At 46.7% G+C, this 13,706-nt stretch carries 13 protein-coding genes; all 13 read left to right on the plus strand.

The genetic code is table 11. The features are described from left to right. Positions 1-83: 83 nt before the first annotated feature. The 13 genes from FHS56_RS06640 to FHS56_RS06700 all read left to right on the plus strand — a co-directional run bounded on the left by FHS56_RS06640 (position 84) and on the right by FHS56_RS06700 (position 13,408). Positions 84-1,412, plus strand: coding sequence for an MFS transporter (locus FHS56_RS06640; RefSeq protein WP_166919114.1), 1,329 nt, complete (start codon positions 84-86; stop codon positions 1,410-1,412). Positions 1,413-1,514: 102 nt separating this feature from the next. Further along, on the plus strand, positions 1,515-1,862 hold the full coding sequence (locus FHS56_RS06645; RefSeq protein ID WP_166919115.1) for a 4Fe-4S dicluster domain-containing protein: 348 nt from the start codon (positions 1,515-1,517) through the stop codon (positions 1,860-1,862). Positions 1,863-1,988: 126 nt separating this feature from the next. Next, complete coding sequence (locus tag FHS56_RS06650) at positions 1,989-2,609, plus strand: fumarylacetoacetate hydrolase family protein (protein ID WP_166919116.1); 621 nt, start codon at positions 1,989-1,991, stop codon at positions 2,607-2,609. An 18-nt stretch (positions 2,610-2,627) separates the two neighbouring features. Then, positions 2,628-4,517: a M23 family metallopeptidase gene (locus FHS56_RS06655; RefSeq protein WP_166919117.1), complete on the plus strand. Its 1,890-nt coding sequence runs from the start codon at positions 2,628-2,630 to the stop codon at positions 4,515-4,517. 149 nt (positions 4,518-4,666) lie between these two features. Beyond that, entirely contained in the window at positions 4,667-5,194 is a 528-nt protein-coding gene (locus tag FHS56_RS06660; protein ID WP_166919118.1) for a hypothetical protein, read from the plus strand. Positions 5,195-5,311: 117 nt separating this feature from the next. After that, the gene (locus FHS56_RS06665) at positions 5,312-6,076 is read left to right on the plus strand and encodes an O-methyltransferase (protein WP_166919119.1); all 765 of its coding nucleotides are present in this window, start codon (positions 5,312-5,314) and stop codon (positions 6,074-6,076) included. A gap of 14 nt (positions 6,077-6,090) precedes the next feature. After that, positions 6,091-6,393 carry a DUF202 domain-containing protein gene (locus tag FHS56_RS06670; RefSeq protein WP_166919120.1) on the plus strand — a complete coding sequence of 101 codons (303 nt, stop codon included), beginning with the start codon at positions 6,091-6,093 and terminating at the stop codon, positions 6,391-6,393. A gap of 72 nt (positions 6,394-6,465) precedes the next feature. Beyond that, complete coding sequence (locus FHS56_RS06675) at positions 6,466-8,904, plus strand: heavy metal translocating P-type ATPase (RefSeq protein WP_166919121.1); 2,439 nt, start codon at positions 6,466-6,468, stop codon at positions 8,902-8,904. A 2-nt stretch (positions 8,905-8,906) separates the two neighbouring features. Next, positions 8,907-9,077 carry a cbb3-type cytochrome oxidase assembly protein CcoS gene (gene ccoS, locus FHS56_RS06680; protein ID WP_166919122.1) on the plus strand — a complete coding sequence of 57 codons (171 nt, stop codon included), beginning with the start codon at positions 8,907-8,909 and terminating at the stop codon, positions 9,075-9,077. A 64-nt stretch (positions 9,078-9,141) separates the two neighbouring features. After that, on the plus strand, positions 9,142-9,369 hold the full coding sequence (locus FHS56_RS06685) for a DUF2905 domain-containing protein (protein WP_166919123.1): 228 nt from the start codon (positions 9,142-9,144) through the stop codon (positions 9,367-9,369). Positions 9,370-9,547: 178 nt separating this feature from the next. Then, complete coding sequence (locus tag FHS56_RS06690) at positions 9,548-10,792, plus strand: restriction endonuclease subunit S (protein ID WP_166919124.1); 1,245 nt, start codon at positions 9,548-9,550, stop codon at positions 10,790-10,792. 286 nt (positions 10,793-11,078) lie between these two features. After that, entirely contained in the window at positions 11,079-11,525 is a 447-nt protein-coding gene (locus FHS56_RS06695) for a glycosyltransferase family 2 protein (RefSeq protein ID WP_166919125.1), read from the plus strand. Next, positions 11,429-13,408 (plus strand): glycosyltransferase, encoded by a 1,980-nt coding sequence (locus FHS56_RS06700; RefSeq protein WP_166919126.1) that lies wholly within the window; start codon positions 11,429-11,431, stop codon positions 13,406-13,408. Before FHS56_RS06695 ends, FHS56_RS06700 begins: the two co-directional genes overlap by 97 nt. Positions 13,409-13,706: the final 298 nt, after the last annotated feature.

Genomic DNA, 13,706 nt, shown 5'->3' on the forward strand with positions numbered 1-13,706 from the left:
GCTTTTTTAAATAGTTACCTTTTACCTTTAAGATAAGGTATTTTCTTTGTCTATACAAAGAAACTAAACCAATAGTTTAAAACATGGAAGCAATCGACGAAAAGCAAAGAAAACAAGCCCAACGGGCGTGGGTGCTCTACGACTGGGCAAACTCGGTTTTTTCGCTGGTCATCACCTCTACCATATTTCCCATTTATTACGAAGCCATCGTGCAAGACCATGTGCCCACTGTTTTTGGGGTGTCAGTATCCGGCTCGGCACTTTTTTCCTATACCGTATCGCTTGCTTTTTTGATAGTAGCCCTCCTTTCGCCTTTTCTGACAGCCATTGCTGACTATAGCGGCTGGCGGAAGCAGTTTATGCAACTCTTCTGCTATTTGGGCAGTGCTGCCTGTATGGGGCTTTTTTTCTTCAAAGACCTCGATACTTTGTACTGGGGGCTAAGCGCTTTCTTGTTGGGACTGGTCGGCTTTAGTGGTAGCATTGTCTTCTATAACTCCTACCTACCACGCATTGCGCCCGAAGAAGCCTACGACCGTTTGAGTGCCCGCGGCTTTGCTTGGGGCTATGTGGGTAGTGTGTTGCTGCTCATCATTTGCCTGCTGCCCATTTTGAAGCCAGCATGGTTTGGCAACATAAGCAGCAGCATGGCCTCGCGGCTTTCGTTTGTACTCACCGGCTTATGGTGGATGGGGTTTGCACAAATCACCTTTCGAGGGCTGCCCAACGACCACAGCCAGCACCCGCACAGCAAACGCTGGATACTCAACGGCTTGCGTGAATTGCAGAAGGTCGTGGCAGAAATCAAATATCAACGCTTACTCAAGCGCTTCGTGGTGGCGTTTTTCTTTTTCACTATGGGTTTGCAGACGATTATGTATGTAGCCACGCTTTTTGGCACCAATGAGCTGAAACTGGCAGCAGACAAACTCATCATCACCATTCTTATTTTGCAGCTTATTGCAGTACCCGGAGCGCATCTGTTTTCTTTCCTTTCTTCCTTGTGGGGCAATGTGCGTGCGCTGCAGCTGGCTCTTATCGTATGGGCAGGGGTTTGTGTGGCTGCTTATTACACCTACACCGAAAGCCAGTTTTACGGCTTGGCAGCAGTAGTAGGTTTGCTTATGGGGGGCACGCAGGCATTGGCACGGGCTACCTACGCCAAACTGATGCCCGACGATACCGACGATACCGCCTCCTATTTCAGCTTTTACGACATCAGCGAAAAGCTGGCTATTGTGCTGGGCACCTTTACCTATGGCTTTATAGACGACCTCACCGGAAGCATGCGCAACAGTGCGTTGGCACTCATGTGCTTCTTTTTAGCCGGCTTTTTCTTGCTGTGGCTGATTCCTTCACGCAAAGTTTACCGCTTCAGCCTGAAAGACATACCCACCCAAACGCCGAAATAAAAGCAAGCCAACAAGAAACTTTTTTGTTTGTTCAAGGTTTAGTTACTTTGTAAAAGCAATTTACTTTTTCAACCGACCATCCTTAAAAAAGGACCGATTATTATGGCTATAATGATAACAGAAGAATGCATCAATTGTGGTGCATGTGAACCCGAGTGCCCCAATACCGCCATATATGAAGGAGGCGTAGAATGGCGTTGGGCTGATGGCACTGCCCTCGAACAGGTAGAGCTCGAAGACGGCACGGTAATCGATGCACACGAGCCGCAGCCCCCCCTCTCCGATGAGTTTTATTATATCGTATCTGGCAAATGTACCGAATGTATGGGCTTCCATGAAGAACCTCAATGCGCGGCTGTATGCCCCGTGGACTGCTGCGTGGAAGACCCCGATTACGAAGAAACCGAAGAAGAACTGCTTGCCAAAAAGGCATGGTTGCACGGAGAGTAAAGCCATTCGCTTTAGTTTTATCACATATACAAAGGCGGCTTTTTTGAAAGCCAGCCTTTTTTTATTTCCTTTCATCTGCTTTTTCTTCTAAGTTTGTATGTCATTTTTTTTAAAACGATACCCCTTATGAAAATACTGGCAGTAGGTAAAAATTATGCAGCGCACATCGAAGAGATGCAAAGCGCTTATGACAAGTTTTCAGGCGAACCGGTCATTTTTTTAAAACCCGATACCGCCCTCTTGCGCAACAATGCACCTTTTTACTATCCGGACTTCAGCAAAGAAATACACCACGAAGTGGAAGTGATTGTGCGCATATGCAAAGAAGGCAAACACATAGATGAGCAGTTTGCGCACAAGTATTACGATGCGGTGGGGTTGGGCATCGACTTCACCGCACGCGACATACAAGCCAAACTCAAGCAAAATAGCTACCCTTGGGACATAGCCAAGGGGTTCGATGGCTCGGCGCCCATCTCGGAGTGGATTCCGAAAGAAACCTTTGCAGACCTGCAAAACCTCCACTTTCACCTCGAAGTAAACGGCGAAGTGCGTCAACAAGGCAATACTTCCCTGATGATATTCAAAATAGACTTTCTGATAGCCTACCTGTCGCGCTTCTTTACACTCAAAACCGGCGATATTATCTTCACCGGTACGCCGTCGGGCGTAGGTCCTGTCAAGATAGGCGACCGCCTGACCGCTTACCTCGAAGGACGCAAAATGCTGGACTTCGAAATAAAGTAATACATATCTGAAAAGCCTATGCGTTTTTCTTTGCTTGTGCAGTGCCTGCTGTTGCTGTGGCACCCGGCGGCTTTCAATAATCTCTTGAGCGCGCAGCCCTCGGAATACAAACAGGATTGGCTGTACCCTTTGCCCAAAGAGTACAGCTATCTTACGGGCAATATGGGCGAGCTGCGCAACAATCATTTTCATGGTGGCTTAGACATACGCGCACCCATAGGCACGCCTGTGTATGCTTCTGCCGACGGTTATGTGTGCCGAGTGAAGGTATCGAGCAGCGGATATGGGCAAGTGGTGTATTTGCTACACCCCCAAAGTAGGCACATGAGCGTATATGCCCATCTAAGTGCCTTTGCCCCTAAAATCAAAACCTATGTGCGTGAGGCACAATACGCCCAAAAATCTTTTTTTGTGGAGTTGTTTCCCTTGCCCGGCGCTTTGCCCGTGAAAAAAGGCGAAATCATAGGTTATGTAGGCAATACAGGCTTTTCGTTTGGTCCACACTTGCACTACGAGATACGCAATGCCAACGACAATGTGCTGGACCCACAACGCTTCTTTCCTTGGCTCATGCCCGACCGGCGTCCGCCCCATGTGCAGGCAATAGCCATCATGCCCCTGCGGGCACACAGCCGTGTGCAGCAGGGCATTGAGCGGCGTGTGTTTGGCTTGGTGCACAAAGGAAACGGGCGTTATGAGCTGCCCAATGCCGTCGGTGCCTATGGCGACATAGGCTTGGAAGTAAATGCTTGGGACTACATGACAGCCGCCCAGCACCGCTACGCCGTACGCAGCCTGCATGTAGAGGTAAACGGAAAACGGCTCTTTGCTTGGCGCATAGAAGATTTTCCTATGGATGAAACCTTTTCTATCAACCGGCACCTCAACTATGAGGTTTATTTGAAAAGCAGGGCTTTTTTTCAACGTGCCTACCTTACACCCGACAATCGTTTGGGCATTTATGAAGGCGATGGCATTTTGCACATAGAAGCGGGCAAAAGCTATCGGGTGCGTATGGTATTGACCGACGTGGCAGGCAATGAAAGTACGGTTGAGTTGCAACTCTATGGTCAAAAACCCGAAGCGGCGATACCTAAACAATTGCCGGTGGTGGCTCAACCCCACATAGAGTGGCACATCGAAGAGCATGGGCGTTTGCGCATGGAAGTCAGCGGCATAGGCATGCCCCCCAGATTTTTGTTCCTCTATCGCAACGGCTTGCCTTTTAAGGTACCGCTGGCTGCTATTCGATACCCCAAGGCGGTTTATCTGTGGGACATAGGCGACGCCGTGCCCGATTGGGTGGAAGTCAATCAAGAACGTTTTTATTTTCCTTTCTACCAACTACCGGCAGACAAAGCAGACACCTTGCGCTTTCCTAAATTGCAGTTATATGTGTATCCTCACAGTTGCTACGCCCCTCTTTTTGTGAAGGTGGCAGAAACGGCTCCGGGGCAACTCAAAATAGGCGAAGCACACCAATTGCTGGCTCGTCCTATTAAGATAGCCTATGCCTTGGGGCGCCCCCTCAAAGCGGGCGAATGCTTGTATTATGTAAACCAAGGAGGGGGGGTTTCCAAAGTAAAAGAAGTACAACAACGAGGCGATACACTTTATTTCGAAGCTGCACGGCTGGGCGAATACCGACTCATAGAAGACCGACAAGCCCCAAGTGTTGTTTTAGTGCGCCGCAGTGCACGACAGCTCTTTTTCCGCATAGCCGACGACTTCTCGGGTATTGAGCGTTTCGAAGCCTATCTGAACGGACGCTTCTTGCTCATGGAGTATGAGTCAAAAAATCACAGCTTATGGAGCGACCCAGAACGCCAAGAGCCGCTGCGTGGTAGCTTTGAGCTGCATGTATGGGATGGTGCGGGCAACCGACAGCTGGTGCGCCTGAACCTTTAAAACTGATAAAGAAAACCGCCCTCATTTGTGGTAAATTTGCTTGACTCTTTCGCAAGAAGGAATGGCTTAAGGGCAACAAGTAATTTTATATTGCAGTAACCCAAAATCACGACAGCTCGTAAGCATGGTGGTTTAAAATAGGTGGCGATATGAAAAAGGAACTTTTGATTGACAAATACATGCAGCAAATGCACCGTATGTATCTGCTGTTGCTTGGCGGACAAGTACTGCTCACCGCCTTTTGTTATTTCGAAGTCGAAGTGAAGCATGTATTTCACCCCCACCCAGCGCTGAACATCGCTTTCGGTTTACTTGTGCCATTGCTTACCATAGCCATGATGGTGTCGGTACGTCTTTTGGCTCAAACCAAGCTCAAAAGCATACAAAGCCATTCCCATATAGAAGAGAAAGTGCGCTTGTACAGCCAAATGCTTGTAGTTACCTATGCAGTGGTAAGTGGCACCATCCTGTTCGTATTGCTGGCTTTTTGTGTCACCCAACATTGGTTTTTCTTGGTGGCAGCCCTATCGGTCATTGTGTTCTTTGCGATGATGTATCCTACAAAAGAAAAAGTGTATGCCGACTTGTCGTTTAGCCGAATAGAACGCCAAATGATGGACCACCTGCCGGCATCGCCTTTTGTTGGGGAATCCCCTTCCGAGCAATCTTTTTCCTGATAAAACCAAGACAACCTACAGGCATGCAACAGCGCCCCCCTTCGGACGGCTGCTTTCTTGGTAGTGTCCCGATGAGTTTTTTTAAATTGCAGCTGTATTGAACCAGCGTTTTTCCGCATGCTAAGTGCTTACCTATTGCATCGGCTTCGTGCCAAAGATGAGCATAGTCTTCACTCGCCCTTCGTCTTCGATTTTTACATGAAGGTTATCAAGGCAAAAGAGGGCTACTATGCCTTTGATGAAATAGAACAGCTGCGCCGCGAACTGCTACGCGATAGGCAGCAAGTGGCATTGCAAGGTTTTGGTGCCGGCTCCCGCTTCCCCAGAAATACACAGTTGAAGCGTTTGGTGCGACGGGCGGCAGCACCTCCCAAATTAGGGCAGATGCTTTTTCGTGCCGCTTTGTACATGCACGCACGCCATATCGTAGAGCTGGGCACTCATGTGGGCATCGCCACTGCCTATCTGGCAAAGACTTCTTCCCAAGCAAAAGTATATACCTTTGAAGGAGAACCCTCCCTACTGGAAATAGCCCAAAAAAACTTCCAGAAATTGAACTTACACAACATCGAGCTTGTGCAAGGAAATATAGACGAAAGCCTGCCTTCATGTCTGCCCAAAATTAAACGTATAGACCTGCTTTATGTGGACGCCAACCACCGCTACGCCCCCACTTTGCGTTATGTGGAACAATGCCTGCCCTACCTGCATGAAAACAGCCTTGTTGTTCTGGACGACATCCACTGGTCTGCCGAGATGGAAAAGGCATGGGGCGAATTGCGCCAACAGCCGCATTTCGGTATCAGCATTGACTTGTTCCGTGCAGGGCTGTTGTTTTTGCGACAAAAGCAACCCAAACAAAATTTTGTATTACGTTTCTAAGACATTGTTGCCCTATGACACACCCTGCAAAACCCAAAGAAGACCGACACAGTCCCCCCTTGGGGGTTGGCGATAAGCTGGCATTGGAGCGTACCCGTTTAGCCAATGAACGGACTTTTTTGGCTTATTTTCGCAGCTTCGTAGTTTTTCTTAGCTCTGGCATTGCCATTCTCAAGGTAGGCATCATGAAAGAAGTCAGAGAGTTGGGCTGGGGTCTGCTGTTTTTAGCTCCTTGCCTGCTGTTGATAGGTACTTACAGATTTTTTCATGTAAAAAAGAAACTCCAGAAATTCTACCATATGCAAGACGATGACTGACGGCTGTCATTGCCCAGCTGCACCGCCGTGTGTAGTTTCGTTTTTGATATTAGAAGCCGAAAACTACACCATATGGCAAAGATAGAACAACAACTGCGGTGTTATCACTGCGGTGATGGCTGTAGCGAAACGGATGCCTTGCATTATGATGAGAAAACCTTTTGCTGCCAAGGCTGCCAAGCTGCCTACATGCTACTACAAGCCAACGGGCTATGCGACTATTACAAACTGAGCGAAAAGGCGGGCGTAAAGGTAGAGCAAGACCGTTGGGAAGAAAAATACAGTTTTCTTGACAGTGAAGAAGTAGTCAATAGCCTACTCGACTACCGCGACGAACAATTGGCTGTTGTGCGCCTCTACATTCCTTCCATCCATTGCAGCTCTTGCATTTGGCTGCTCGAGCACCTGCCCCGCCTGCAAGAAGGCATTGAAGAGGCGCGCCTTTTTTTCTCAAAAAAAATATTGCAGATACACTACCACCCGGGGCAACTGGCGCTTAAAGCCATTGCCGTGCTGCTGGCGCGGCTGGGCTATGCCCCACTCATACGCATGGACAATGCGGCTGCCGAAAACCAAACAAAAAAACAAGATTACCGCCTGTATTGGAAACTGGGACTGACTGGCTTCTGCGCCGGCAACATCATGTTGTTGAGTTTTCCAGAATATTTTTCTCTGCAGGAAATAGTAGAGGGGCAATATCTGCGCTTTTTTCAATACTTGAATGCTATGCTGGCGCTGCCCGCCTTCTTTTATGGGGGCAGCGATTACTTGCGTGGAGCGCGCCATTCGTTGCGCAACTTCTTCTCGGGCAAAGACCGTCAGTTAAGTCTGGACGTGCCCTTGGCGCTGGGTATGTGGGCGCTGCTGCTGCGCAGTGCTTACGACACCTTTATAGCCGGACAAGCCGGCTACTGGGACAGTCTGGCAGGGTTGGTTTTCTTTTTGCTCATTGGCAAATGGGTGCAAAACAAAACCTACGAACACCTGTCTTTTGAAAGAGACTACCGTTCTTATTTTCCCTTAGCAGTGCAGCGCAAAAGCCCCAATGGCTACTACCACAGCGTACCCATCCGCCAAGTAGAAAAGGGCGATTGGCTACGCCTCCATCACGAAGAAGTGCTGCCTTGCGACAGCCGGTTGCTCAGCAAGCAAGCTTACTTGGATTACAGCTTCGTAACGGGTGAATCGCATCCGGTAGAAGCCCGCCAAGGCGACCATTTGTATGCTGGCGCCAAAGTGATTGGGCAAGCCATCGAAGTAGAAGTGGAAAAACCCGTAGAACAAAGCTATCTGGTATCGCTCTGGGACAACTTCCGCAAAAAGCGCCCTACCCACCGCCGCTTCGTAGACCTCGTGGCTCAATATTTCACTTTTGCCACCTTGGGCATAGCTACCCTTGCCGCTGCCCTTTGGTGGTGGCTTTCTCCCAATACTGCCCACTGGTGGATGGTAGGCAGTGCCGTATTGATTGTGGCTTGCCCCTGTGCCCTCTCGCTCTCGACCCCCTTCACGCTGGGCGCCGCTATGACCGTGCTTGCCAAGCGGGGCTTGTTTGTGCGCAACCAAGAAGTAATAGAACAGCTGCGCGAAGTGCAGCATATTGTAATGGATAAAACCGGCACACTCACCGAAAGCAGCCGTAGCGATGTGGAATGGCAAGGGCAAGCGCTCGACGAAAACGAAAAGCAATTGTTGGCGTCGTTGGTGGCTCAATCCTCACACCCGCTAAGCCGCAGCATTGCCCAGCTGCTGGGCAACTTGCCTTTGTTGGAAGTGAGCAACTTCCGTGAACAAAAAGGCAAGGGCATTGCTGCCGAAATAGCCGGCGACATCGTCCGGATGGGAAGCGCCTCTTTTGTAGGCTTGTCTGCCTCGCCCCAAGGTGCCGAAAGCTATGTATATGTAGCCATCAACACCCGCATATTAGGATATTTCCGCGTGCGCCCGGTATATCGCCGTGGCTTGGGGCAAGTGTTGCAATCGCTTCGTGGCATGGGGTACCGCCTCAGCCTTCTGTCGGGCGACCATGCGCACAGCGCCCAACTGTTTAGCCCTTTCTTTCAAAAAGAAGAGATGCACTTGGAGCAAAGCCCCCACGACAAAAGCCGCTTCATAGAGGCTTGCCGCCAAAACGGCGAAAAAGTGCTGATGCTGGGCGACGGCTTGAACGATGCCGGGGCGCTGCGTCAAAGCGATGTGGGCGTAGCCATTTCAGAAGAAATACATGCCTTTTCGCCTGCTTGCGATGCACTGCTCCAAGCTGAGGCATTCGAGCAGCTGCCCGCCATGCTTCGTTATGCCCGTGCCAGCCGTTACGTGGTCTATGTCAACTTGGGGCTGTCGCTTCTCTACAACCTCATAGGTATCTCTTGGGCTATAAGCGGTGCGCTCTCGCCTGTGGTAGCGGCTATCTTAATGCCTCTGAGCTCGGTATCGGTGGTAGTAGTGGCAACCCTGAGCGCCCAGTGGTTGGCTTTTCAAATATTTTCGCAGAATAGCAAAAAGAAATAGATATGTCTGTGATTGTTTTGTTGGTATTGGTGAGTACAACAGTTGCTGCCTTGTTTGTGGGTATCTTCTTTTGGGCTGTGCGCAGCGGGCAATACGAAGATGTAGAGAGCCCGGCGGTACGCATCCTTTACGAAGACCAGCCCAAAGAACAGCCCCCTGCCCGCTTTACATAAAAAGCGGGTTTGGAACCCTCCGCGCCTTGCAAGCTGTTTTCACCAAAAAAATCAGAGAAAGCCTATGCAAGAAACCCCCAATATAGGCAAATGGCTGATGGTGGTCGGTGGCGCTCTGTTTGTGTTAGGGTTGATATGGTGGGCTGCTGGTCGTTATCTTTCTTTTGGCAAACTGCCCGGCGACCTCATCATCAAGCGCGACAATTTCACTTTTTACTTCCCTTTAGCCAGCTCGTTGCTTTTGAGTTTATTGCTATCGCTGGTGTTTTGGCTCATGAGCCGCTTGCGTTAGGCAATTGCGAAGGCAAAAGCCGAAAGTGTTCAAAGATACAACAAGCACGCAACGCAGCCCTTCCAAAGGCAGTTGTGAAAGGGCACGCAAGCGGTTTTTTTATTTTTTCAGTACTTTTGCCCTAAAGGGCACTTCATAACTTTTTGGGCACAAGTTATCAAATCCGAAAATCGATGCCATGAAAACGCATAACGACAGCCCCCGCATCCCCCGCCTCCGCTTCCCCGAATTCCAAAATGCAGGAGAGTGGGAGGTGAAGAAGTTGGGGGAAGTGGCTAATTTTTTGAAGGGTAGAGGTATCTCAAAATCTGATATTAACAATAATGGAACACAACCGTGCATAAGATATGGGGAGCTTTACACTCATTACAATGAGGTGATTAAAGAAATAAAGTCATTTACTAATCTTAATGGAGAAGGTTTAATCCTAAGTGAACCAAACGATGTGATTATTCCTTCATCAGGAGAAACAAAAGAAGAGATTGCCACAGCATCTTGTGTTAAGTTAGGTGGTGTTGCTTTAGGAGGCGATTTAAATATTTTAAGGTCTTCACTTGTAAACGGGGAGTTCCTCGCTTATTATTTAAGTCACGGATTGAAAAAAACCATTTCAAAAATTGCCCAAGGCGATACAGTAGTTCATTTGTATGCAGCACAATTAAAAAAACTCACTATTAGAGTTCCAAAAGCAAAGGAGGAACAAGAAAAAATCGCCGCCTGTCTCTCGTCTTTAAATGAAGTGATAGCAGGCGAGCGGGAAAAGTTAGCCCTGCTGCAACAACACAAAAAAGGACTGCTGCAACAGCTCTTCCCACAAGAGGGCGAAACCGTGCCAAAACTGCGGTTTAAGGAGTTTGAGGATAGCGGGGAGTGGGATTATTTTAATGGAGATAAATTATTTGAACCCATTGTAAATAAAAATCATAATTCAGATTTACCAATACTCGCAATCACTCAGGAACATGGCGCAATTCCAAGAGAAATGATTGATTATCATGTTTCTGTTACAGATAGGAGCATTGAAAGTTATAAAGTGGTTGAAGTTGGTGATTTTATAATTAGTTTAAGGTCATTTCAAGGAGGAATTGAATATTCTAAATTCAAGGGATTGTGTAGTCCAGCCTATGTAATTCTTAGGAAAAAGACTGAATTAGAGAATGATTTTTACCGTCATTATTTCAAGACAACATCTTTTATTCAAGATTTAAATAAAAACCTTCAAGGCATAAGAGACGGCAAAATGATTAGCTATAAACAATTTTCGGAAATTCTTATCCCCTTCCCTTCCCTCCCCGAACAACAAAAAATCGCCGCTTGCCTCTCGTCCTTAGACGACCTCATCGCTGCCCAAACGGAAAAAATTGAATTGCTGGAGCAGCACAAAAAGGGGCTGGTGCAGGGGCTGTTTCCAGTGGGGAATTGAGAATTGAGAATGGAGAATTGAAAATTGAGAATGGAGAATTGAGAATGGAGAATTGAGAATTGAGAATTGAGAATGGGGAATGGAGAATTGAGAATGGAGAATTGAGAATGGGGAATGGGGAATGGAGAATGGGGAATGGGGAATGGGGAATGGGGATGAGGAAAGTTCATTTTTTGAAATGAGTGGAAAAGAGGTGTTTTGCCGTTGAAGGGGAAAGCTATAGCCGGCGTTCGTTTAAGTTAAAACTTTAACTTAAGTTTGTTGCATCATTTACAAGCAACGCACAATGCCAAAAATTTCAGCAGTAATTGTTACGCTCAATGAAGAGCAGCATCTTGAACAGTGTTTGCGCTCGCTGGTGGGAATTGTTGATGAAATAGTGGTGGTGGATAGTTCCTTAACCAACAAGACAAAAGAAATAGCTCTACAATATAATGCACGACTTATCCAGCACAAGTTTGAGGGATATATTGAACAAAAGAATTGGGCTACTGAACAGGCAACTTACGATTACGTTCTATTGCTCAATGCAAATGAGCAACTATCGGATACATTAAAAGCTTCGATTGCTGAAGTAAAGCAAAACTGGACACACGACGGCTATACATTCAACCGGCTTACCAATTATTGTGGGCGATGGATGCGTTATACAAGCTGGCGTCCCTCACGCACGCTTCGGCTTTACAATCGTCGTATGGGGCAGTGGGCAGCTACTCCCCCCACGATGCTTTGATTATGAAAAAAGGTGCACGAATCAAGCATTTAAAGGGCAACCTATTGCATTACTCGTTCCATACCATTGGACAGCAAATCACCCAAATCAATAAATTTTCGGAGTTACAATCAGAAACTTTTTACTATAAGGGATACAGCGCCAGTATCTTTTCCATTCTACTGAAACCTCTCTGGCGTTTTTTCTGGGAATATTTTATAAAACTGGGAATTTTAGATGGTTTTTATGGCTTTGTTGTAAGCGTCAATGCTGCATACGAAGTTTACCTGAAATATGCTAAGCTGAAAAAGATAATTGACTTTGAGAAAACCCGTACGCCTCACAGGGTTTGTTTTTTTACTTCAAATGTTCCAACCCGCAATTTTGAATTTCAATACATCACCGATATAAAAACAGCAGAGGAGCATTGCACCCAAATCGTACTGTTTAGCTCCTACCAATCTGGACTAATTCAAGAATGCAAGCAAGCAGGCATTCATTGTATTGAGAAGCGGATAAAATTCTATGTATGGTTGGGTCCTTTGTTCATATATCTTCTTTATAGGATATTTGAGCGTTTGCGTATTCGCGCCTTTGTAGTTAATAATTTGTTCGACGCCCAACTCATTCACTTATGCATAAAGTTTGGGCTAAAAGCTGAGATATACTACCATATTGGGGAAAAACCGGAAGATGAGGAAAAAGTATTACGATACATTTCCGCCCATCATCCAATAAAGAAAATTTTAATTAACCATGGGGTTCCTTTGTCTAACTCGCATTTGCCAGCCAGTAAATTGGTATATCTAAGCAATAATCGAATTACGCTGGAACACTTGAGGCATCAACCGAAAGTAGCCATCCTGCTCGACAAGATACATCGCCCCAATTGTGGCTTAGGAAGGGTTTCCATCGATTTTAGCAAAGCACTCTCGGAACAAGCTGCTCAGAATAATTTCATAGAATTCAGCTACTTGGTATATGGGGAAAACGAACCCCAACATCTAAAAAGCAGACAAGTCTTTCGCTTAAAGGACATACATCGTTTTATTCCTGCGCATTACGATAATTTTGACATACTGCACATACTGCATCAAACGCCAGCATTTCGTGTGGCATGCAGTGGCAAAAAAGTGCTCACCATTCACGACCTCAACTTTTTGTTTACAAAGAGCAAGCGAAAGGCACGGCGCTATTTAAAGGAAGTTCAACACATGGTGGACAATGCCGACGCTGTGGTTTTTATTTCGCAGTTTACCCGCAAAGTTTGTGAACAACATTTGAAATTTTATCCGCATCAAATTTTGCGAGTTATATACAATGGCGTGAAGTTACCCCAAGAAACACCACAGCGACCGGATTTCTTAAACTTCGACGAGCCCTATCTATTCACCATTGGTCAATGTTTGCCCAAAAAAAACTTTCATGTGCTCATCCCCTTTGTGAAGAGGCTCGAAGGTCGCTATCGATTGATTATTGCAGGGGAAAATGATACTGCTTATGGATTGTATCTTCGTAAGTTAGTAGAACAATACAATTTGCAAAACACGGTAATATTACCGGGTCCAGTGAGCGAAGCCGAAAAACAGTATCTGTATCAACACTGTACTGCCTTTGTATTTCCTTCATTGGCTGAAGGGTTTGGTTTGCCTGTTATAGAAGCAATGTTGAACCATAAGCCCGTTTTCTGTTCCGACCGAACCAGCTTGAAAGAAATTGGCAGTACTCATGTATTTTTCTGGCAAACGTTCGAACCTACGGATATGAAAGCGGTTTTTGAGTATGGTATGAGTGTTTTTGATGATGCCCACAGTGCCGCAGCCTACGCATATGCACAGCAATTTAGCTGGCAAAAAAACGCTCAAGAATACTACAAATTATACAAGGAGCTATTGCAAGCTTAAACAAACAGGCAAAAGCCAGACTCTGAATCGGGGCAGTACCAAGGGCATTGCTATTTCTTTTCCCTGTGAATTGCTCACACACTAACCCTCTCGAATGTAAAGCCCGTTACATTTTGGCAACATCTGCGAAATAGTGTACTTTTGTTCTTGCGTTAGATGTCCCATCTTGCAATCTATTTTTGTGGAACTTAACCATCACCAACGACGAGGGGAATCATTTTGCTTTCTCTCTCGTCTTGAAAAAATTAGGTATTGTTCAGTACCTAAAATTCATTCCCCAAAAAGTTGCATCTGCAAT

This window comes from Thermonema lapsum (assembly GCF_011761635.1).
Lineage (GTDB): Bacteria > Bacteroidota > Bacteroidia > Cytophagales > Thermonemataceae > Thermonema > Thermonema lapsum.

What these genes read in the sequence shown, in the direction of transcription:
- FHS56_RS06700 (WP_166919126.1), top strand. Translation starts at nt 11,429, where the DNA reads ATGGATGCGTTATACAAGCTGGCGTCCCTCACGCACGCTTCGGCTTTA.
- FHS56_RS06645 (WP_166919115.1), top strand. Translation starts at nt 1,515, where the DNA reads ATGGCTATAATGATAACAGAAGAATGCATCAATTGTGGTGCATGTGAA.
- FHS56_RS06665 (WP_166919119.1), top strand. Translation starts at nt 5,312, where the DNA reads ATGCTAAGTGCTTACCTATTGCATCGGCTTCGTGCCAAAGATGAGCAT.
- FHS56_RS06675 (WP_166919121.1), top strand. Translation starts at nt 6,466, where the DNA reads ATGGCAAAGATAGAACAACAACTGCGGTGTTATCACTGCGGTGATGGC.
- FHS56_RS06640 (WP_166919114.1), top strand. Translation starts at nt 84, where the DNA reads ATGGAAGCAATCGACGAAAAGCAAAGAAAACAAGCCCAACGGGCGTGG.
- FHS56_RS06655 (WP_166919117.1), top strand. Translation starts at nt 2,628, where the DNA reads ATGCGTTTTTCTTTGCTTGTGCAGTGCCTGCTGTTGCTGTGGCACCCG.
- FHS56_RS06695 (WP_166919125.1), top strand. Translation starts at nt 11,079, where the DNA reads ATGCCAAAAATTTCAGCAGTAATTGTTACGCTCAATGAAGAGCAGCAT.
- FHS56_RS06660 (WP_166919118.1), top strand. Translation starts at nt 4,667, where the DNA reads ATGAAAAAGGAACTTTTGATTGACAAATACATGCAGCAAATGCACCGT.
- FHS56_RS06670 (WP_166919120.1), top strand. Translation starts at nt 6,091, where the DNA reads ATGACACACCCTGCAAAACCCAAAGAAGACCGACACAGTCCCCCCTTG.
- FHS56_RS06685 (WP_166919123.1), top strand. Translation starts at nt 9,142, where the DNA reads ATGCAAGAAACCCCCAATATAGGCAAATGGCTGATGGTGGTCGGTGGC.
- FHS56_RS06690 (WP_166919124.1), top strand. Translation starts at nt 9,548, where the DNA reads ATGAAAACGCATAACGACAGCCCCCGCATCCCCCGCCTCCGCTTCCCC.
- ccoS (WP_166919122.1), top strand. Translation starts at nt 8,907, where the DNA reads ATGTCTGTGATTGTTTTGTTGGTATTGGTGAGTACAACAGTTGCTGCC.
- FHS56_RS06650 (WP_166919116.1), top strand. Translation starts at nt 1,989, where the DNA reads ATGAAAATACTGGCAGTAGGTAAAAATTATGCAGCGCACATCGAAGAG.